This is a genomic window from Shewanella sp. AS16 (genome assembly GCF_021412365.1).
Classification (GTDB): domain Bacteria; phylum Pseudomonadota; class Gammaproteobacteria; order Enterobacterales; family Shewanellaceae; genus Shewanella; species Shewanella salipaludis.
In genome coordinates, this window is record NZ_JAKCLK010000003.1 from 499,397 (window position 1) to 520,326 (window position 20,930).

The 20,930-nt window shown below is 55.7% G+C and carries 22 protein-coding genes; all 22 read left to right on the plus strand.

Going from position 1 to position 20,930, the window contains the following annotated elements; genetic code table 11:
• Nucleotides 1-131: 131 nt before the first annotated feature.
• Complete coding sequence (locus tag LZP73_RS10760) at nt 132-473, plus strand: flagellar protein FlaG (protein ID WP_234234967.1); 342 nt, start codon at nt 132-134, stop codon at nt 471-473.
• Between the two features lie 58 nt (nt 474-531).
• Nucleotides 532-1,890: a flagellar filament capping protein FliD gene (gene fliD, locus LZP73_RS10765; RefSeq protein WP_234235263.1), complete on the plus strand. Its 1,359-nt coding sequence runs from the start codon at nt 532-534 to the stop codon at nt 1,888-1,890.
• 88 nt (nt 1,891-1,978) lie between these two features.
• Nucleotides 1,979-2,344 carry a flagella biosynthesis chaperone for FliD, FliT gene (locus tag LZP73_RS10770; protein ID WP_234234969.1) on the plus strand — a complete coding sequence of 122 codons (366 nt, stop codon included), beginning with the start codon at nt 1,979-1,981 and terminating at the stop codon, nt 2,342-2,344.
• Nucleotides 2,345-2,350: 6 nt separating this feature from the next.
• Nucleotides 2,351-2,761: a flagellar export chaperone FliS gene (gene fliS, locus LZP73_RS10775; RefSeq protein WP_234234972.1), complete on the plus strand. Its 411-nt coding sequence runs from the start codon at nt 2,351-2,353 to the stop codon at nt 2,759-2,761.
• A 287-nt stretch (nt 2,762-3,048) separates the two neighbouring features.
• Nucleotides 3,049-4,482, plus strand: coding sequence for a sigma-54 dependent transcriptional regulator (locus LZP73_RS10780; RefSeq protein ID WP_169564247.1), 1,434 nt, complete (start codon nt 3,049-3,051; stop codon nt 4,480-4,482).
• A gap of 131 nt (nt 4,483-4,613) precedes the next feature.
• Nucleotides 4,614-5,696: a sensor histidine kinase gene (locus LZP73_RS10785; RefSeq protein WP_234235264.1), complete on the plus strand. Its 1,083-nt coding sequence runs from the start codon at nt 4,614-4,616 to the stop codon at nt 5,694-5,696.
• Nucleotides 5,689-7,041 carry a sigma-54-dependent transcriptional regulator gene (locus LZP73_RS10790; RefSeq protein WP_234234974.1) on the plus strand — a complete coding sequence of 451 codons (1,353 nt, stop codon included), beginning with the start codon at nt 5,689-5,691 and terminating at the stop codon, nt 7,039-7,041. Before LZP73_RS10785 ends, LZP73_RS10790 begins: the two co-directional genes overlap by 8 nt.
• Before the next feature lie 262 nt (nt 7,042-7,303).
• Nucleotides 7,304-7,639: a flagellar hook-basal body complex protein FliE gene (gene fliE / locus LZP73_RS10795; RefSeq protein ID WP_234234976.1), complete on the plus strand. Its 336-nt coding sequence runs from the start codon at nt 7,304-7,306 to the stop codon at nt 7,637-7,639.
• Nucleotides 7,640-7,686: 47 nt separating this feature from the next.
• Nucleotides 7,687-9,366 carry a flagellar basal-body MS-ring/collar protein FliF gene (gene fliF / locus LZP73_RS10800; RefSeq protein ID WP_267960161.1) on the plus strand — a complete coding sequence of 560 codons (1,680 nt, stop codon included), beginning with the start codon at nt 7,687-7,689 and terminating at the stop codon, nt 9,364-9,366.
• Nucleotides 9,359-10,402, plus strand: a complete 1,044-nt coding sequence (gene fliG / locus LZP73_RS10805; RefSeq protein WP_234234978.1) for a flagellar motor switch protein FliG — start codon at nt 9,359-9,361, stop codon at nt 10,400-10,402. The genes fliF and fliG overlap by 8 nt, the downstream gene beginning before the upstream one ends.
• A gap of 20 nt (nt 10,403-10,422) precedes the next feature.
• Nucleotides 10,423-11,421, plus strand: a complete 999-nt coding sequence (gene fliH, locus LZP73_RS10810; RefSeq protein ID WP_234234980.1) for a flagellar assembly protein FliH — start codon at nt 10,423-10,425, stop codon at nt 11,419-11,421.
• The gene (gene fliI / locus LZP73_RS10815; RefSeq protein ID WP_234234982.1) at nt 11,390-12,730 is read left to right on the plus strand and encodes a flagellar protein export ATPase FliI; all 1,341 of its coding nucleotides are present in this window, start codon (nt 11,390-11,392) and stop codon (nt 12,728-12,730) included. Before fliH ends, fliI begins: the two co-directional genes overlap by 32 nt.
• An 88-nt stretch (nt 12,731-12,818) precedes the next feature.
• Entirely contained in the window at nt 12,819-13,262 is a 444-nt protein-coding gene (gene fliJ, locus LZP73_RS10820) for a flagellar export protein FliJ (protein ID WP_169564253.1), read from the plus strand.
• 129 nt (nt 13,263-13,391) lie between these two features.
• On the plus strand, nt 13,392-15,068 hold the full coding sequence (locus LZP73_RS10825) for a flagellar hook-length control protein FliK (protein ID WP_234234985.1): 1,677 nt from the start codon (nt 13,392-13,394) through the stop codon (nt 15,066-15,068).
• Nucleotides 15,069-15,172: 104 nt separating this feature from the next.
• Nucleotides 15,173-15,694 carry a flagellar basal body-associated protein FliL gene (gene fliL / locus LZP73_RS10830; protein ID WP_234234987.1) on the plus strand — a complete coding sequence of 174 codons (522 nt, stop codon included), beginning with the start codon at nt 15,173-15,175 and terminating at the stop codon, nt 15,692-15,694.
• Between the two features lie 43 nt (nt 15,695-15,737).
• Nucleotides 15,738-16,766, plus strand: a complete 1,029-nt coding sequence (fliM, locus tag LZP73_RS10835) for a flagellar motor switch protein FliM (RefSeq protein WP_169564256.1) — start codon at nt 15,738-15,740, stop codon at nt 16,764-16,766.
• An 11-nt stretch (nt 16,767-16,777) separates the two neighbouring features.
• Entirely contained in the window at nt 16,778-17,161 is a 384-nt protein-coding gene (fliN, locus tag LZP73_RS10840) for a flagellar motor switch protein FliN (protein WP_169564257.1), read from the plus strand.
• A gap of 136 nt (nt 17,162-17,297) precedes the next feature.
• Entirely contained in the window at nt 17,298-17,663 is a 366-nt protein-coding gene (gene fliO / locus LZP73_RS10845; RefSeq protein ID WP_234234989.1) for a flagellar biosynthetic protein FliO, read from the plus strand.
• The gene (fliP, locus tag LZP73_RS10850; RefSeq protein WP_234235266.1) at nt 17,663-18,409 is read left to right on the plus strand and encodes a flagellar type III secretion system pore protein FliP; all 747 of its coding nucleotides are present in this window, start codon (nt 17,663-17,665) and stop codon (nt 18,407-18,409) included. Before fliO ends, fliP begins: the two co-directional genes overlap by 1 nt.
• Nucleotides 18,410-18,532: 123 nt before the next feature.
• A complete protein-coding gene (gene fliQ, locus LZP73_RS10855; protein WP_169564259.1) occupies nt 18,533-18,802 on the plus strand; it encodes a flagellar biosynthesis protein FliQ in 270 nt (89 codons plus the stop codon).
• A 3-nt stretch (nt 18,803-18,805) separates the two neighbouring features.
• A complete protein-coding gene (gene fliR, locus LZP73_RS10860; protein ID WP_234234991.1) occupies nt 18,806-19,603 on the plus strand; it encodes a flagellar biosynthetic protein FliR in 798 nt (265 codons plus the stop codon).
• A 138-nt stretch (nt 19,604-19,741) separates the two neighbouring features.
• Nucleotides 19,742-20,875, plus strand: a complete 1,134-nt coding sequence (gene flhB / locus LZP73_RS10865; RefSeq protein ID WP_234234993.1) for a flagellar biosynthesis protein FlhB — start codon at nt 19,742-19,744, stop codon at nt 20,873-20,875.
• Nucleotides 20,876-20,930: the final 55 nt, after the last annotated feature.

Below are 20,930 nucleotides of genomic sequence, written 5' to 3' on the forward strand. Positions count from 1 at the left end.
GACCGGATAAACTGCAGCGGGAGTACCATTAGGGCGAACGGGTTCAGGTGAGCATGGATGAGTTGAAATGGAGTATGATGATGGACATTAACCCAGTAAATACATCTAAGGTTGCAAGCTTTACCACGGAGATGAAATCGGCCGTGGCGCCCCAGCCGGCAACAGATCCGGCAAGTAAATTGGAAGCGCGGGTAAATGCCGCCGATGAGACGGCCCAAAACAAAGATGCCGCAGAGGCAGAGCATACAGATCTCGAGCAGTTGCAGAAAATCGCCACGGATTTATCCGACATGATGTCTGTGATGCGCAAGGGCTTGGCGTTTGAGGTCGATGATACCCTGGATATTCCAGTGGTGAGCGTGATGGATATGGATTCGGGAGAGGTGATACGCCAGATCCCCAATGAAGAAGCATTGGAGTTGGCGCAAAAACTCTCGGATGTGGCCGGACTGTTGGTGAAGACAGAGGCTTGATACTCTCGCTAGCGATAGTCTTGGGTTAAGGTTTGTTTTAGATGAGTCAGAGGTGGATATGGGATTAACGGCACTAGGTGTAGGTTCTGGCATGGACATAGGTGGCATAGTCAGCGCCTTGGTGAATGCGGAAAAAGCCCCCAAAGAGGCACAGTTCAATGCCAGTGAAGGCAAGCTCAACACCCAGATTTCGGCCATAGGCGCGCTCAAGAGTGCCATGTCGGAGTTTATGGATAAGTTTAAGCCCCTGTCCGATGCCAAGACTTTCACAGGTTTCAAGAGCAAGCTTTCCAACAGCGACTTTCTCAAGGCAACTGTGGATTCCGAGGCCGTAGCCGGTAGCTACAAGCTGGTGGTCGAGCAGCTGGCCGAAAGCCAGAAGCAGGGGTCAGCGGCCGTCGCGGATGTGACTGCGCCCATCGGCAGCGGTTCACTGAATTTTGCCGTTAACGGCGAGAGCTTCGATGTTGCCGTAGCCGCCACAGACTCGCTGCAAGATATAATGAAGAGTATCAATGCCGCCGAAGACAATGTCGGGGTCACGGCCACCATCATCAATGGCGATGCCGGTGCCCAGTTGGTGTTGACATCGAACAAAACAGGTATCGCCAATACAGTGCAGGTGACAGCCACAGACGATGCGGGTACGGCGCTGAACGATACCTTCACCATGACTGAGTTACAGCCTGCCAAGGATGCCATTATCTATGTCGATGGCCTCAAGGTCACCTCTGACTCAAATGACATTGAAAATGCGATCACCGGGGTTAATTTGACCTTGACCGATGCCGACGCAGCCAAGTCAACGACCTTGACGGTCGAACCCAACAGAGATACTTCCAAGGCAGCGATCAAGGACTTTGTCACTTCATACAATGAGATGATGAAGACCATGTCCGGCATGTCGGGTTATGATCCCAAGACCAAAAAGGCAGGTGTGCTGCAGGGCGACTCAGTGATCCGCAGCATTCAGTCTCAGCTTCGAGGCGTCATGTCATCGTCTGGCAACAGCGGCAATGGTGAGATCATGCTGGCAAATCTGGGAATCAAGACCACAAGGGAAGGCTTGCTCGAGATAGATGACACCAAGCTGACCGAGGTATTGAAAACCGATGCCAGTGCGGTGGCTGATTTCTTCACTACCGAAGATACCGGTTTCGCCGCCAAGGTCAAAGGTGTCACAGATTCTTACGTGCAGGCCGGTGGTATCCTGGATAGCCGGGACGAGAGCCTGGATAAGCAGATCGCCCGTATTACCGATAGCCGTGAGAGCCTGGCGCTGAAGATGAGTGCCTATGAATCGCGCTTATTAAAGCAGTACAATGCGATGGACTTACTGGTCGGCCAGCTGAACACCCAGAGCAGCATGTTGAGTCAGCGTCTGGATTCGATGCCGGGGCTGGTGAGTAAAAACTGATCCCCTATGCCTGCAACATAGATTTGACCACCAAGAGCGCAGCTTCACCACAAGACACCAATGAAGAGAGTAGCCACCAGGTATGAGTATGCAAGATGATATCAATTCCAGCTGTAGTGGCAGAGCCCACACGCTGAAGACCTTGAACTCGCTTAACTCCGGGGTGGCCGACAATCTGGCTAAGCTGGCACTTTCTTCGGTTGAAGATGAACTGACCGATATGTTGGTATCAAATTTGCTTGAGTCTATTCAGCAACGTCAATTATTACTCGCCGAGCTGGTTGCCGATAACGATTTTATCGATAGAGACTATTTGCAACAGCAATTGTTGCTCACCCAGTCTTATGAGCAACAGGCGACTGAGGTGTTTCGACACAGGCAGTCGTTAGTCCAAGCCGGCAGTAATAATCAGCGTCATATCAAGGTTTACAAGACTATAGATGCAAATAGGTAGGTGTGTATGAGAGGATCATTAAAGTCATATCGCAAGGTGTCACTCGAGAGTGAAATTGCCGTCGCGTCGCCCCACAGGATCATTCAGATGATGCTGTCGGGTGCATTGGAGCGTTTGGCTCAGAGTCGTTATGCCATAGAGCAGAAAGACTATGCCAATAAGGGCATATTTATCGGTAAGGCGCTGGGGATCATTTCGGGCTTAAACAGCAGCTTGAACATGGAGGCCGAAGGTCAGGTCGCCAATAATCTCAGCGATTTATATGATTTTATGTTGCGCAGAATTTCCGAAGCCAACATGAATAACGATGTGCAGGCCATAGACGAAGTCAGTGATTTGGTACGCACAATCAAAGAGAGTTGGGACGCCATCCCCCAGGAGCAACATACCCTGTCTTCTCATGCAGATAACCTGTAAAACTGGGTGGGAAATGACCGGAAATGCGGCGTGCTTGGCGCGCCATTTTTGACTCGGCGACAGATATTTGACGATTCAGGCCGGCTCGCCGCAGGATCTAGACTAAAATCGATTCTATGAGCGATAAACAGCATCTGCCACTTGCTTCTGGCTGGCTGATAATACAATATTCCCCCTGGTGTTGATTGTGACACAGATTTTTACATTAAATTTGCGAAGATTTTACAGCAACTAACATAAAAAATTAATGCGAATTAATAAATATTAGAGCTTAAACGGCCTACTGAATGATGCTAACAGAACAACGAATTTTACTTGTCGGAAACCAGTCCGAGCGCCTTAACCGCTTGTGTTGCATATTAGAATTCTTGGGTGAGCAAATTGAGTGTATCTCAGTCGATAAGATTGAAACCTATACTCAGGACACTCGCTTTCGAGCCCTGATAGTGGCGACAGATGTGATATCGGTTGAGGAACTGAAAAATCTGGCCGGACGCCTTGTCTGGCAGCCTTGGCTCTTGTTGGGGGCGGTCGACGATCTTCAGCTCTCCAACATACTGGGTGTCATAGATGAGCCGCTGAACTATCCGCAACTGACAGAGTTATTGCATTTTTGCCAGGTCTACGGCCAGGTGAAACGTCCCCAGGTGCCGACCAGTGTCAATCAGACCAAGCTGTTTCGTAGCCTGGTAGGCCGCAGTGAAGGCATTTCCAATGTGCGGCATCTGATCAACCAGGTGGCGGGATCCGAGGCGACAGTGTTGGTACTGGGGCAATCCGGTACCGGCAAGGAAGTGGTTGCGCGCAACATTCATTATTTATCCCCTCGCCGTGACGGTCCCTTCATCCCTGTGAACTGCGGCGCCATTCCCCCGGAACTGCTCGAAAGCGAACTCTTCGGCCATGAGAAGGGCTCCTTTACCGGCGCCATCTCATCGCGCAAGGGACGTTTCGAACTGGCCGAGGGCGGCACCCTATTCTTGGATGAAATCGGTGACATGCCGTTGCAGATGCAGGTGAAGTTGCTGCGGGTGTTGCAGGAGAGGGTGTTCGAGCGCGTCGGTGGCTCAAAAACCATTCAGGCCAATGTGCGTGTGGTCGCCGCGACCCACAGAAACCTAGAGGCGATGATCCTGGATAATGAGTTCCGGGAAGATCTCTACTATCGCCTCAACGTCTTCCCCATAGAAATGCCGGCGCTGAGTGAGCGTCAGGACGATGTGCCTTTGCTGTTGCAGGAGCTGGTCAGTCGTGTCTATAACGAAGGCCGGGGCAAGGTGCGCTTTACCCAGAGGGCGATAGAGTCGCTCAAGGAGCACACTTGGTCGGGCAACGTGCGGGAACTCTCCAACCTGGTGGAACGTTTAACCATCCTCTATCCGGGCGGCTTGGTCGATGTCAACGATCTGCCGTTGAAATACCGCTATATCGACGTACCCGAGTACTCGGTGGATGTCAGCGAGGAGCAGCAGGAGCGGGATGCGCTGGCCTCCATCTTCAGCGACGATACCCCGATAGAGCTCCCCGAGACCCGTTTCCCGAGTGAGTTGCCACCCGAGGGGGTTAACTTGAAGGACTTGTTGGCCGAACTGGAAATCGACATGATACGCCAGGCATTGGAACAGCAGGACAATGTGGTCGCCAGGGCCGCCGAAATGCTGGGGATACGCCGTACCACCTTGGTCGAGAAGATGCGTAAATACGGCATGAGCAAAGAGTAGTCTTGTTACAACTCTTTGTTTAAAAAATAGTTATTTTCTACTTTAATGCTTGAATCCTTTTTGGCATAAATTCTGCAGTCACCCGTCATAGGCAATAATTTGACGGAGTGACTATGGTCGCCAATCGAGCAGTGTCAGCCAATCCATTAGCACCAATTGACAGCATTAGCCCCCAGTGGCAATGGATCCAGCAGCGTGAGGCAGCCAATATGTCCAATCGTATGGAGCATATACTGCAAGCCATGCCATCCGGGGTGGTGATACTCAATGGCGATGGCATAGTGACCGAAGCCAATCCTATTGCGATCGAATTGCTGGGTCGACCGCTGAGCGGTGCCCGTTGGCTGGATGTTATCCATCGCGCCTTTGCGCCTCAGGATGATGACGGCTATGAAGTCTCCTTACGCAATGGACGGCGGGTTAAGCTGGCCATCACGCCGTTGACGCCTGAGCCGGGGCAGTTGATCGTATTGACAGATCTGACCGAAACCCGTCTGCTGCAAAAAAACCTGTCTCACCTGCAACGCCTGTCGTCACTGGGCAAGATGGTTGCCACCCTGGCGCACCAGGTGCGCACGCCCTTGTCGGCGGCCTTACTCTATGCTTCCAACCTCGCCAGCCCCAAACTATCGGATGCGGCGCGCAGCAAGTTTCAACAGAAACTGGTCGACCGCTTGAATGAACTCGAACGCCAGGTTAACGACATGCTGCTGATGGCCAAGGGGCGCCAGGATGCGCTCGGTGAACCCGTCTCCCTTGGAGACTTGATAGACAAGGTGTTGGCCAACTGTGAACCCATAGCCGCCAGGCAGAATTGTCGCATCACTCACAGCGATACTTCCTCCGGGCTGTTGCTGGCCAACATCAATGCCCTCAGTTCGGCGGTAAACAACCTGGTGATCAACAGCATTGAAGCAGGTGCAACCGACATTCGTCTGCAGGCGAGCCAGAGTGACGGCGGCCTCAGCCTGCAGGTGCTGGACAATGGCAAGGGACTGGATGCCAAGATGCAGCAACAGGTGCTGGAGCCTTTCTTCACCACCAAGAGTCAGGGCACAGGGCTGGGGCTGGCGGTGGTTCAGTCCGTGGTGCGCAATCATGGCGGCCAGCTGCAACTGAGCTGTGCCCCGGGCAAGGGCTGCGCCGTGGCACTGCATTTCCCACTGCATAGGCATGGCGATGACTGCACCATGACGGAGGTCGCCCATGTCTGAAGCGAGACTCTTGCTGGTCGAGGATGACGCCAACCTGCGTGAAGCCTTACTCGATACCCTGATGTTGGCCCACTACGACTGTGTCGACGTAGGTTCGGCGGAAGAAGCCATAATGGCGCTCAAGCGCGAGAGCTTCGACCTTGTCATCAGCGATGTGCAGATGGAAGGCATAGGCGGGATCGGCTTGCTCAACTATCTGGCCGCGCATCAGCCTAAACTGCCGCTACTTTTGATGACTGCCTATGCCACCATAGGCAGTGCCGTCAGCGCCATCAAGCTGGGGGCCGTCGATTATCTTGCCAAGCCCTTTGCGCCTCAGGTGCTGCTCAACCAGGTCTCCCGTTATCTGCCGACCAAGCTGAACACGGATAAGCCTGTGGTTGCCGATGACAAGAGCCTGGCCTTGCTGGCGTTGGCGCAGCGGGTGGCGGTATCTGATGCCTCTGTGATGATCATGGGGCCCAGTGGCTCGGGCAAGGAAGTCATGGCCCGCTATATCCATAACCACAGCAAGCGTGCCGGCGAGGCATTCGTGGCCATCAACTGTGCCGCCATTCCGGAAAATATGCTGGAAGCGACCCTGTTCGGTTACGAGAAGGGGGCCTTTACCGGTGCCTATCAGGCCTGCCCGGGGAAATTCGAGCAGGCCCAGGGGGGCACCTTGCTGCTGGACGAAATCTCCGAGATGGATCTGGCGCTGCAGGCCAAGTTGCTGCGGGTATTGCAGGAGCGGGAAGTCGAACGTCTGGGGGGTCGCAAGACCATCAAGCTGGATGTGCGGGTGCTGGCCACCTCCAACCGGGATCTCAAGTCCATGGCGGCCGCCGGCAGTTTCCGTGAAGATCTCTACTATCGTATCAATGTCTTTCCACTGACCTGGCCGGCCCTATGTCAGCGCCCGGCGGATATACTGCCGTTGGCGCGTCACTTGGTGGTCAAACATGCCGAGGCCTGTCAGCTGGCGGCCATGCCGGAGTTGGATGAGAGCGCCTGCAGGCGTCTGTTGGCCCACAGGTGGCCGGGTAACGTGCGTGAGTTGGACAATGTGGTTCAACGGGCGCTGATCCTGCATCAGGGGGATGCGATCACGGCGGCCGACATCATAATAGATGCCCAGGATGTGCTGCTCGATGCCGAGGCGGATGAGGCTGTCACGCTGAAACCGGCCGAAGTCGATGGTCTGGGGGATGAATTGAAAGCCCAGGAACATGTGATCATCCTGGAAACCCTGAACCTATGCCAGGGGAGTCGCAAATTGGTCGCCGAGAAGCTGGGGATCAGTGCCAGAACCCTGAGATACAAGATGGCCAAGATGCGCGACATGGGGATCCAGTTGCCTGGATAACCGGGTCCGGGAGGCTGTCTTTGGGAAGATGGCCTCCGGCGCCTAAGCTTGGATGCTTAAACTGCAGCGCTTGAATACCGGTGCTTAAACTGCAGGGCTTGAATATCGGTGCTTAAATTTTCGACAGGTAAATGTTTAATCTCGGCGCAATTCCTGCCTGTTTTCCCGCCTCTCAGCAGCATAATCTAACATTGGCAAACATTTTGCATTATTAGCCTATCATCAGTGGTTATCGTCAATAATTCGACGAATGGGGCTCAATATGCAAATAGGCGCAAATTCATTACTTCAGGAAATGCAGTCACTTAAGGGTGAGATTTCCCCTTCTTTTGCTATTCAACCCAACATCAGCCAACAGGTCAACAACACCAGCGGCAGCGACTTCGGTCAACTGCTGTCGCAGGCGGTCGGCAATGTCAGCGAGCTGCAGAGTACTTCGGCTAATTTGGCGACCCGCCTGGATATGGGTGACACCAGCGTGACTCTGTCGGATACTGTCATCGCCCGGGAGAAGGCCGGGGTGGCGTTCGAGGCCACGGTACAAGTTCGGAATAAACTTGTTGAAGCCTACAAAGAAATTATGAGCATGCCTGTTTAGGCCATGAATAAACCAGATTGCAGGAAGGCGCAGTGAGCACAGAAATTATGGTAGGGTCGGGACTGACAACCGACGATGGAGTTCAGCAGGAGCATAAGTCCGGTGTCATGGGAAGCCTGGGTGGCGTCGATATGATGCGCCAGGTCACCATGATCCTCGCCCTGGCTATCTGCCTGGCGTTGGCCGTGTTCGTCATGCTATGGGCACAGGAACCCGAATATCGTCCGCTGGGCAAGATGGAAACCCAGGAGATGATGCAGGTACTGGATGTGCTCGACAAAAATAAGATCGACTATCAAATCAATGTCGATGTGGTGAGTGTGCCTGAAGACCAATATCAGGCGGTGAAGATGATGCTCAGCCGCGCCGGTATCGACGGGGCGGCGCAAACCGATGATTATCTGAGCCAGGACAGTGGCTTCGGTGTCAGTCAGCGGATGGAGCAGGCCAGGCTCAAACATAGCCAGGAGCAGAACCTCGCCCGTGCCATCGAAGAGCTCAAGAGTGTCAGCCGTGCCAAGGTGATCCTGGCATTGCCCAAGGAAAATGTGTTCGCCCGCAATGTCTCCAAGCCCAGCGCCACAGTCGTCATCAGCACCCGCCGTGGCGGTTTGGGCCAGGAAGAAGTCGATGCCATAGTCGACATAGTCGCTTCCGCGGTTCAGGGGCTGGAGCCGACCCGGGTGACGGTAACAGATTCCAGTGGCCGCCTGCTCAATTCCGGCAGCCAGGATGGGGCCTCGGCCCGCGCCCGTCGCGAGCTGGAGCTGGTGCAGCAGAAAGAAGCCGAATATCGCAACAAGATAGAATCTATCCTGGTGCCCATCCTGGGCCCAGAGAATTTCACTTCGCAAGTCGATGTCAGCATGGATTTCACCTCTGTCGAACAAACGGCCAAGCGTTTCAATCCGGATTTACCGTCGCTGCGCAGCGAAATGACAGTCGAGAATAACAGTTCGGCCGGCACCAGTGGCGGCATTCCCGGCGCCTTGTCCAACCAGCCGCCGATGGAATCTGATATCCCCCAGCAAGCCACAGGGGCGGCCGCAACCCAGGTAGCATCGGGCAACTCCCACAAAGAGGCCACCCGTAACTTCGAGCTGGATACCACCATAAGTCATACCCGTCAGCAGGTGGGGGTGGTGCGCCGCGTCAGTGTGTCGGTTGCCATAGACTTCAAACCCGGTGCCGTAGGCGAGAATGGTCAGGTGACCCGGGTGGCGCGCACCGAGCAGGAGCTGAGCAATATCCGCCGCCTGTTGGAAGGCGCTGTCGGTTTCAGTGGCCAGCGTGGTGACATGCTGGAGGTGGTTACCGTGCCCTTCATGGATCAGTTGGTGGAAGAGATGCCGGCTCCGGAATTGTGGGAGCAACCCTGGTTCTGGCGGGCGGTGAAACTGGCCTTGGGCGCCTTGGTTATCCTAACCCTGATCATATTCGTGGTGCGTCCCATGCTGAAGCGGCTCATCTATCCGGACAGCATCAATATGCCGGACGATCCGCGAATGGGCCATGAGCTTGCTGAAATCGAAGATCAATACGCGGCCGATACCTTGGGCATGTTGAATACCAAGGAAGCCGAGTACAGTTATGCCGACGATGGTTCGATACTGATCCCTAATCTGCGCAAAGATGATGATATGATTAAGGCCATTCGCGCTCTGGTGGCGAATGAGCCTGAATTATCGACACAAGTCGTGAAAACCTGGTTACAAGACAATGGCTGAAATAAAAGAAGAAGCAGTTAAAGGCTCGGGCTTTAACATAGACAACATGACTGGGATTGAGAAGACCGCCATCTTACTGCTGAGCCTGAGCGAAGCGGATGCGGCGTCGATCCTGAAACACCTCGAGCCCAAGCAAGTGCAGAAGGTCGGCATGGCGATGGCGGCGATGGAGGACTTCGGTCAGGAAAAAGTCATAGGGGTACATAAACTCTTCCTGGATGATATCCAGAAGTATTCCTCCATCGGCTTCAACAGCGAAGAATTCGTGCGTAAGGCATTGACCGCGGCGCTCGGCGAAGACAAGGCCGGCAACCTCATAGAACAGATCATCATGGGCAGCGGTGCCAAGGGACTGGATTCCTTGAAGTGGATGGATGCGCGTCAGGTGGCGACCATAATCCAGAATGAGCACCCGCAGATCCAAACCATAGTGCTTTCATATCTGGAACCGGATCAGGCGGCAGAAATTTTCGGCCAGTTCCCGGAGAATACCCGTTTGGATCTCATGATGCGTATCGCCAATCTGGAAGAAGTCCAGCCGGCGGCGTTGCAAGAGCTCAACGACATCATGGAGAAACAGTTTGCCGGCCAGGGCGGGGCCCAGGCGGCCAAGATGGGTGGTTTGAAGGCGGCGGCCAGCATAATGAACTACCTGGATACCGGGGTCGAGAGCCAACTGATGGAGACCATGCGCGAGTCCGACGAAGAGATGGCGCAGCAGATCCAGGATCTTATGTTTGTCTTTGAAAATCTTATCGATGTCGACGATCGGGGCATTCAGGCATTGCTGCGTGAAGTGCAGCAGGATATTCTGATGAAGGCGCTCAAAGGGGCCGACGATCAGCTCAAGGAAAAATTGCTCGGGAATATGTCCAAACGGGCTGCAGAATTGCTTAGGGACGATCTTGATGCCATGGGACCTATCCGCATCAGCGAAGTCGAAATTGCCCAGAAAGAGATACTTTCCATCGCCCGTCGCCTCAGCGACAGCGGTGAGATTATGTTGGGCGGTGGCGGCGGAGACGAGTTCCTCTAAAAGACGTTAAGGGGCAGCAGATGACACCAGATACAGAACATGAATTCAGCCATTGGCAACTGCCGGATATCACCTCGGAGCAGACCGATGAACCGTCAAATTTATTCGGTAAATTTGGCAAGGCCCATGTGAGGGAGGCCCAGTCCGAGACTGTCCTGCCGCCGACCATGGCCGAAATCGAAGCCATACGAGTCCAGGCAGAGCAGGAAGGTTTCGCCGAAGGCAAGCAAGAGGGCCATAGCGCCGGGCTGGAGCAGGGCCGACTCGAAGGCCTGGAACAAGGGCATGCCCAGGGATTGGAGCAGGGGCAACAACAAGGTTTCGAGGCAGGCATGGCCGAAGCCAAAGTCATGTTGGCGCGTTTCGATAGCCTATTGACGCAATTCGAGCAGCCCCTGGCGGTTCTCGATGCCGACATAGAAGCCGAATTGATGTCTCTTTCTATGTCCTTGGCCAGGGCCGTCATAGGTCATGAACTTAAAACCCATCCGGAACACATACTGGCAGCCTTGCGCCAGGGCATAGATGCGCTGCCGATTAAGGAACAGTCGGTGTCGCTGCGGCTGCATCCGGACGATGCGGCCCTGGTCAACGATGTCTATTCCCAGGCCCAGCTCGAGCGCAACAAGTGGCAAATAGATGAAGATCCCAGTTTGCAACCGGGCGATTGCATCCTCGACAGCCGGCGCTCCCTGGTGGATATGCGCCTGGAGAGTCGCATAGATACGGTATTCGAGCCGCTGCGTCAGCAGCGTGCCCATCTGCAACAGGAAATACAGCAGCATAAAGAGGCGCAGGCCAATAGTGCTGCCCAGGCGACGGCTTCCCTGACGGCAGACGCCGGCGATAGCCAGGCCGCCATGCAGGATGCCGAGGCTGATGTTCCCGATGCCAACGATCCGAAAACCAATGCTCCGCAAGCCAATGATGCGCAAGCAATAGCTCAGGCTTCCGCTCAACCCCCTCAGGCAACAGGTAACGGCCAAGATGCAAAATCGAACTCACAGGCTGCTGCGTAAGGTTAAACTGCACACTGACAAGGTGCCGCCGTTTCGCCCCGTCGCCAGCGGTCAGTTGGTGCGCGTGGTCGGTCTGACCCTGGAAGCCAGCGGCTGCCGGGCCCCGGTCGGCAGCCTATGCGCCATAGAAACCATGGTGGGTGAATTGATCGCCGAAGTCATAGGCTTCGACGATCAGTTGTTGTACCTGATGCCGATTGAGGAACTCAGGGGCGTGTTGCCGGGTGCCAGGGTGAGCCCGCTGGGGGAGCAAGCCGGATTGAAAGTCGGACTGTCACTGCTCGGACGGGTATTGGACGGCAATGGGGTCCCCCTGGATGGTCAGGGCCCCTTGCAGACGGATCAATACGCGCCCAGACATAGCCCGGCGATCAACCCCCTGTCCAGGCGGGCTATCAGTGAGCCGCTCGACGTCGGGGTGCGCGCCATCAACGCCATGCTGACCGTGGGCAAGGGCCAACGCATGGGGCTGTTTGCCGGCTCGGGCGTGGGCAAGAGCGTACTCTTGGGCATGATGACCCGGGGCACCACGGCCGACATCATAGTGGTCGGTCTGGTGGGTGAACGCGGCCGCGAAGTCAAAGAATTTATCGAAGAAATCCTAGGTGAGCAGGGCAGGGCCCGCTCTGTGGTCATCGCCGCTCCGGCCGATACCTCGCCGCTGATGCGCCTGCGGGCCTGTGAAACGTCGACCCGGATTGCCGAATATTTCCGCGATCTGGGTTATAACGTCCTGCTGCTGATGGACAGCCTGACCCGTTACGCCCAGGCCCAGCGGGAAATCGCCCTGGCGGTGGGTGAGCCGCCGGCAACCAAAGGCTATCCGCCTTCCGTGTTTGCCAAGTTGCCGCGTTTGGTGGAACGTGCCGGCAACGGTGGTCCGGGACAGGGATCGATAACGGCCTTCTACACGGTACTGACCGAAGGCGACGATCAGCAAGATCCCATAGCCGATGCGTCGCGGGCGATCCTCGATGGCCACATAGTCCTGTCGCGGGCGCTGGCCGACTCGGGTCATTATCCGGCGATCGACATAGAAGCCTCTATCAGCCGGGTCGCCCCCATGGTGATCCCCAATGAGCACCTGGAGGCGATGCGCAAGGTGAAACAAACCTACTCCCTGTATCAACAGAATAAAGACCTTATTTCCATAGGTGCCTATGCCCAGGGCAGCGATGCCCGCATAGACAATGCCATTCGGTTGCAACCTGCGATGAATGCCTTCCTGCGTCAGACCATGCGCGACGCCCACAGGTTCGATGAGTGTCAGCTGATGCTGGGGCAACTCGCCGCCCAGTGCAAGGTATAGACGGCCCATGGCGAGACATGCCCTGATCAGAATGCAAGCTCATCCGTGGCAAGCCACAGCCACCCAAAGGACATAGGGATACAGCTTCATGGCCAAAGATCCTTTATTGACAGTGCTCAAACTCGCCAGCGATGCCGAGGAACAGGCAGGATTGCAGTTGAAAGCCGCGCAGCTTGACTTGCAGAAGCGCCAGGGGCAGCTGACGGCACTGAATAATTACCGTCTCGACTATATGAAGCAGATGGATAGCCAGCTGGGACAGAAGATCAGTGCCAGTAATTACCACCAATTTCACCAATTTATCCGCCAGATAGATGAAGCCATAGTACAACAGCATAAGCAGGTGAATGAGGCCACGACCCAGACCCAATATCGGCAGCAACATTGGCTGGAGAAACAGCAGAAGCGTAAGGCGGTGGAATTGTTGCTGGCGAACAAGGCCGACAAGGCCCTGATGCTCGAAGCCAAGCGGGAGCAGAAGATGAGCGACGAATTTGCCTCGCAGCAGTTTTATCGCAACCGCAGAAGTTAAACCGCCCGATCCATGAGTGTTGGCATTTTTATTGCTTTAGTTTACCCAAGCATTGTGAATAGAGAGCGGTAATTTGACGCTCGCATTCGGACGACATAGGGTCGGCAAAGGGCCACTTCGGGGAATTTCATGCAACAAACGACAAATATCTTGCTTGCCGGCTCGGCAAAAGTGACTCAGTCGCAGGTCAAAAATTCGCAACAACCCAGTGATGCCGAAGCCTTTTCTACCGCCTTGGCGCAAGCCGGCGGCCAGACTGATGCGTCGACTCACGAGTCCGGGAAGTCTGTCCTTGCCAGGGCTGAGGCCACAGGCCCAATGCAGTCACAAGAGAAGCAGGCCTCAGCCAAACCCGAGTCGGATGAGGAAGACAGCCAAAATGACGACGATATCCAGTTTATTTTCGCCCAGATCAATCTCGCCAAGGAACTGAAACAGCCATCCCAGACTGCCGCTGACGGCGAGAACTTGCCGCTCTCCCCTGGCGATTATGCCGATGCGGCATCGGCGCTGACGCCCGAACTCAGCCAAGGGAGCCTGGCTGTTGCCTGTGGCTCTGCAGATGTTGGCGCAGATGCTGATGTCGATGCCGGGACCGAAATGGATGCGGAGGTGGCCGGGGAAGCGTCTGTGCCAGCACTCGATGGCGGCTCTGTCGCAGAGTCACAAGCCCAGTCCGGCATGGCAGATGCCGCCGAACTGCCCATAGAAGCCTTGGGCGCGAGTCCAGAGGCGGGCCAGGGCACTGACGCAGATGCAGCGCAAATTACGCCACAAAGCGCGCAGCAAATTCCGCAAGCAGCTTCCGGGGCAAGCTCAGCCTCAGAGTCCAGCCAGGAGCCGACATCTGCCGGGCCTGGCGCTGGGCTTAGTGCCGGGCTTAGTGCCGGACTGAGTTCCGGGCTGAGTGCCGGGTCTGGCGCTGGGCCTAACGCTGAGCCGAGTGCCGGCGCAGTGGCAACACCCGGGGTGGCCGATGCCGGGGATGAGCTCGCGAGTCCCCAAGGGCTGAATCCTGACCCTATGTCAGCCCCGGCGACATCGACCAGAGCCGCAGGGACCACAACGACCGCCGCGAGTCCTGGCCTCGAAGCCGTTGGCGCCGCCAAGGGCGATGCGGCGCTGGCGATGCAGGAGGCGCCACTCGGCAGTGCCGATAAACTGACGGCGATTCAGACTTCGGATAGCGCCGCTCAGCTTAAGGAGGCCAACCTGTCCGTCGGTTTGCTGACCGACGCCGGTGAGGCGCCGGATGTCGATGGCCAGAACGCTAACCCTGTGGATGCCAAGGGGTTGCAGTTGCAGCACTTGTCGGCCCAAGGGGCCCTGAACCGCAGCGAGCTGGCGCAGATGCACTTGTCTGTGCGCCACGGCGGCGAGCAGGCACCTCAGATGCAGGAGATGATCCAGCGCTTCTCTCCGGTGATGAAACAGCAGTTGATCGCCATGGTCAGTCAGGGCATACAACAGGCTGAGATCCGCCTGGATCCCCCCGAACTCGGGGCCATGATGGTGAAGATCCAGGTGCAGGGCGATCAGACCCAGGTGCAGTTCCATGTGGTGCAGCATCAGACCCGGGATCTGGTCGAGCAAGCCATTCCCAGACTGAGGGAGTTGTTGTCTGAGCAGGGTATGCAACTGACCGACAGCCAGGTATCCCAGGGCCATGGCCAGCAGGAAAGGCGCGGCTCAGATGGTGGCGGTGCGGGCACTGGCCAGGGGCTGGATGAAATTTCAGCAGAAGAGACAGTGTTGAGCCTAAATCAGGCAACAAGTTCGGCTTCGGGTATAGATTATTACGCATAAGCGGGTAACCTATAGGGTCGGCGTCATGCCCAGGGGCGGCCCTATAGCAAGTGAAGCCTTTAGAAGCATGACCGAAATTAACTCATGGGTGAATGGAACAGCTAATGGCTGAAGAAGAATCTTTAGAACTTGAAAATACGCAGGACTCTCAGCGCAAGCGCAAACTCATGCTGTTTGCCGGGCTTGGCCTGGTACTGCTGCTTCTCTTGGGCATAGGCCTGTGGCTGCTGCTCGGTGGCGACGATGCCGAATCGACAGCAGCCGAGGATGCCGGCCAGGAGATAGCCGCAGAAGTCGTCGACCCTGGAGAGGCATTCTATGTCGCCATGCCCAGGCCGTTTCTCTTCAACCTTCCCGGGGCCGACAGGGCCAGATTGGTGGAAATCAAGGTGCAGTTGATGGTGCGGGGCGGCAACGACGATGTTCTGGTCAAGAAACACATTCCTCTGGTCGAAGATGCGCTGCTGACCACCTTCAGCAGCGCCGATGTGCAGAAGTTGAGCACCTTGGTGGGCAAGGACGAGTTGCGCCAACTGGCGCTGTTGAATGTACAGAATACCCTGCAACCTGTGACGGGTCGCAAGGTGGTCGAGAAAGTGCTGTTCACAGGCTTTGTGATGCAATGAGTGGAAAGCAGATGAATCCAGGAAAAGAGGCTGAGGCGATATTGTGAGTGATCTATTAAGCCAAGACGAAATTGATGCGCTGTTGCACGGCGTTGACGATGTCGATGACGACGACATAGAGCTCGATGATAGCGATGCCCGTTCCTATGACTTCTCTTCCCAGGACAGGATCGTGCGTGGGCGCATGCCGACCCTGGAAATCGTCAACGAAAGGTTCGCCCGTCACCTGAGGATCAGCATGTTTAACATGATGCGCCGGGCGGCGGAGGTGTCGATCAACGGGGTGCAGATGCTCAAGTTCGGCGAGTATGTCCATACCCTGTTCGTCCCTACCAGTCTCAACATGGTGCGTTTCAGTCCGCTCAAGGGCACGGCCTTGATCACCATGGAAGCCAGGCTGGTATTCATCCTGGTGGACAATTTCTTCGGCGGTGACGGGCGTTTTCACGCCAAGATTGAAGGCCGGGAATTTACCCCGACCGAGCGGCGTATCGTTCAGCTGTTACTGAAGATCATTTTTGAAGATTATAAGGAAGCCTGGGCTCCCGTGATGGATGTCGAGTTCGATTATCTCGACTCGGAAGTCAATCCGGCCATGGCCAACATAGTCAGCCCGACGGAAGTGGTAGTGATCAACTCGTTCCACATAGAAGTCGATGGCGGCGGTGGTGACTTCCATATCACCATGCCCTATTCGATGATAGAGCCTATTCGCGAGTTGCTCGATGCCGGGGTACAGAGTGACAAACAAGACACAGACATGCGCTGGTCCCAGGCGCTGCGTGACGAGATCATGGACGTCAATGTGGGTTTCGACGCCAACGTGGTCGAGCAGGAAGTGACGCTGAAGGATGTGATGAATTTCAAGGCGGGGGATATCATACCCATAGAATTGCCCGAATACATCATGATGAAAATTGAAGACTTGCCCACCTACAGATGTAAAATGGGCAAGTCCAGAGACAATCTGGCGTTAAAGATCTGTGAGAAGATACCCCGTCCGGAAACAGTCAAAACTGAGCTGCAGCTTGTGACCCGCAAAGGGAAATCCAGAGATATTTCAGAATTATAAGGTAATAGTGTATGAGTACAGAAGATACGGGTGACGATTGGGCTGCAGCCATGGCGGAGCAGGCGCTGGAAGAGGCCAATGCCATAGGATTGGATGAACTGGTCGATGACTCCAAGCCGATAACGGAAGAGCAGGCGGCCAAGCTGGACACCATCTTGGATATCCCTGTGACCATCTCCATGGAAGTGGGCCGCAGTTTTATCAGCATACGCAACTTGTTGCAGCTCAATCAGGGCTCTGTGGTCGAACTCGACAGGGTTGCCGGCGAGCCGCTGGATGTGATGGTCAATGGTACCCTGATTGCCCACGGGGAAGTCGTGGTGGTGAACGACAAGTTCGGTATCCGTTTGACCGACGTGATCAGCCAGACGGAGCGGATCAAGAAATTGCGCTGACTTAGCTCCTGGCCGGCAAGTCATTGCCGCGGCCGGGATCCAGGTGCGTTGGGAGCCACCCGCCAAGCGTGGCTGAAATAATAATAAGGACATCCTGGCCGAGTTTCCGCCAGGAACCCATCATCGGGACAGTTTAATGCTCACTCCTGTCATCCTAAGCCTGGCGGCGACGAATTCAGCCGCCGAACATGAGCCATCACAGGTCGCTACCCTGGCCAGCATGCTGGGTGGACTCATCCTGGTCCTGCTGCTGATCTTTGCCCTGGCTTATCTGGTCAGACGCTTTAATCTGGTGCCCGCCAGCCAAGGGGTATTGAAAACCCTGGCGGCAACTTCCCTCGGCACCAAAGAAAAACTCGTGTTGGTCGAGGTCGGGGGTCAGCAGTATTTACTCGGGGTGACGGCGCAGCAAGTCAATCTGATAGACAAGCTGGAAACCGGTGTCGCCATAGAGTCGGATTCATTTGCGACCAGGTTAAGACAAGCGAAGTCAAAATTATGATGAAATGGACACGGACCCTGGCGGTCCTGGGCTTGATGCTGATGGCCCCGGCCGGGTTGGCCGCCGAGGGTATCTTGCCCGCCGTCACTGTGACGACCGGGGCCGACGGCTCGACCCAGTACTCTGTCACCATGCAGATATTGCTGATGATGACGGCGTTGAGCTTTTTGCCGGCGATGCTCATCATGCTGACCTCCTTCACCCGCATCATAGTGGTGCTCTCGATTCTCAGGCAGGCGTTGGGCCTGCAACAGACCCCTTCGAATCAGGTGTTGATCGGCATGAGTCTGTTCATGACCTTCTTCATCATGGCGCCGGTGTTTGACAAGATTTACGAACAGGGGGTCAAACCCTATGTCGACGAGACCTTGACGCTGCAACAGGCGTTCGACAACGGCAAGGAGCCGCTGAAGCATTTCATGTTGTCCCAGCTGCGCTTGACGGATCTGCAGACCTTCATCGAAATTTCAGGCTACCAGGACATCAAATCGCCGGAACAGGCCCCCATGACTGTGGTGATCCCGGCATTCATTACCAGCGAGCTGAAGACGGCCTTCCAGATAGGTTTCATGTTGTTCGTGCCCTTTCTGGTGCTGGATCTGGTGGTTGCCAGTATCCTGATGGCCATGGGGATGATGATGTTGTCGCCCATGATAGTTTCCTTGCCCTTCAAGATCATGTTGTTCGTGCTGGTGGATGGTTGGGGCCTGGTGATGGGTACCTTGGCCAACAGTTTCGGCCTCTAGCCAAGGTTAATGTGTTGATTGAGCCGAGATGAGCCCAGAATTCCAGTTAGCGATACCGGCAAGGCGCCGGCCACCGGCTTTGGTCGCGAGTGAGCTGCTGATGTTTTTTTTGACGGAGCCAAGATGAGCCCAGAATCCCTGATAGATATATTTCGTGAGGCCCTGTCTGTCATCGTCTTGATCGTCTCGGCCGTGGTCCTGCCGGGTCTCGCCATAGGCCTGGTGGTGGCGGTATTTCAGGCGGCGACCTCGATCAACGAACAGACCCTGAGTTTTCTGCCCAGGCTCCTGGTGACACTGTTCGCCTTGATGTTCCTGGGCCACTGGTTGGTGCAGACGCTGATGGAGTTTTTCATCGAGATGGTGAACCGTATTCCCCAGGTGATAGGCTAAGCCGTGGAGTTGCTGTTTGACACCCTATCCCAGACCATAGCCGCTTATATCTGGCCGCTGTTTCGTATCGCCAGCATGTTGATGGTGATGGTCGTCTTCGGCGCCAATACCACGCCTACCAGGGTGCGCTTGCTGTTTGCCATGGCGATCACCTTCGCCATAGCGCCGGTATTGCCCCCCATGGACAAGGTCGAGTTGTTCGGTTTCAGCGCCGTCTTTATTACGGCGCAACAGATACTGATAGGCAGCGCCATGGGCTTCGTTACCCTGATGCTGATGCAGACCTTCGTGTTGACCGGGCAGATCATAGGCATGCAGACCAGCTTGGGCTTCGCCTCCATGGTGGATCCCAGTTCTGGGCAGCAGACCCCAGTGGTAGGTAACTTCTTTCTCTTGTTGGCGACGCTGATCTTCCTGGCGGTCGATGGCCATCTGTTGATGATCCGCATGCTGGTGGCCAGCTTCGAGACGATTCCCATCAGCAACCAAGGCATAGATATCAGCAGCTATCGGGCGTTGGCCGAATGGGGTTCGTACATGTTTGGCGCCGCGCTGACCATGTCCTTGTCGGCGATCATCGCCTTGCTCTTGGTTAACCTCTCTTTCGGTGTCATGACCCGCGCCGCGCCGCAGCTGAACATCTTCGCCATAGGCTTCCCCGTCACCATGGTGGGAGGCCTGTTGATCCTTTGGCTGACCCTGACCCCCATAATGGCGCACTTCGATGAGGTCTGGCGTGCGGCCCAGTTGCTCCTATGCGACATGTTGCATTTGCAATGTTCCAAGGACGCAGTCCTATGATAGCCCTTGTCATGGCACCTATGTTCGATGAGGTCTGGCGCGGCCCAGTTGCTCTTATGCGACATGCCGCACCTGCAATGCACCAAGGACGCTGTCCTGTGATGGGTCGTATCAAGTCATTGAACTGGAGTTGCCGTCATGGCCGATAACGACAGTAGTCAGGAACGTACCGAGGAGGCCACCAGTAGGCGACTGGAGCAGGCCCGAGAGAAAGGCCAGGTCGCCCGCTCCAAAGAACTCGGTACCGCCGCCGTGCTGCTCGCCGCCGCCGTGGGCTTTTCCATGACGGGGCCGGCACTGGCCCAGAGTCTGTCGAGGATCATGACCCAGGTGTTCACCATGGAGCGGGCGCAGATATTCGATACCAACTCCATGTACCGGGTCTGGGGCGTCGTCGGCACTGAATTGACCCTGCCGATGCTGAGTTTCATTGGCATGCTCGCCGTGGTGGCTTTCCTGGGCAATATAGTGCTTGGCGGATTGAGTTTTTCGACCAAGGCCTTCATGCCCAAGGGTAGCAAGATGAATCCCATGAATGGCTTCAAGCGCATGTTCGGCACCCAGGCCCTGGTGGAGCTGACCAAGGGCATAGCCAAGTTTTCTGTCATCGCCCTGTCGGCCTATTTGCTGCTCAGCTTCTATTTCAACGATCTTCTCATGCTGTCGGCGGACCACCTGCCGGGCAATGTGTATCATGCCCTGGATCTACTGGTGTGGATGTTTATCCTGCTGTGCTCATCCATGTTGATCATCGTCGCCATAGACGTGCCATTCCAGATCTGGAATCACAATAAACAGCTGAAGATGACCAAGCAGGAAGTCAAAGACGAATATAAGGACACCGAGGGTAAACCCGAGGTCAAGGGGCGCATCCGGCAGATGCAGCGCGAAATGGCCCAGCGCAAGATGATGAGTGAAGTGCCCAATGCCGACGTGATAGTGGTTAACCCAGAGCATTATGCCGTGGCGGTGAAATACGATGCGACACGTTCGGCGGCGCCTTTCGTGATAGCCAAGGGCGTCGATGAGGTGGCCTTTAAAATCCGGGAAATTGCCAGGGAGCATAAGGTGGCCATAGTCTCGGCGCCGCCGCTCGCCAGGGCGATATACCACACCACCAAGTTGGATCAGCAGGTGCCCGAGGGCTTGTTTACCGCCGTTGCCCAGGTGCTGGCCTATGTGTTCCAGCTAAGGCAATACCAGAAGGGCCGCGGCCGTAAGCCCTTGCCCATACCGCTCAACCAACCCATTCCGGATGAATTGAAGCATTGAGGCTGAGGCCGGAGTTGGCCGAGGCGCTCCCGGGCCGGCGGGATCGGGCTAAGTG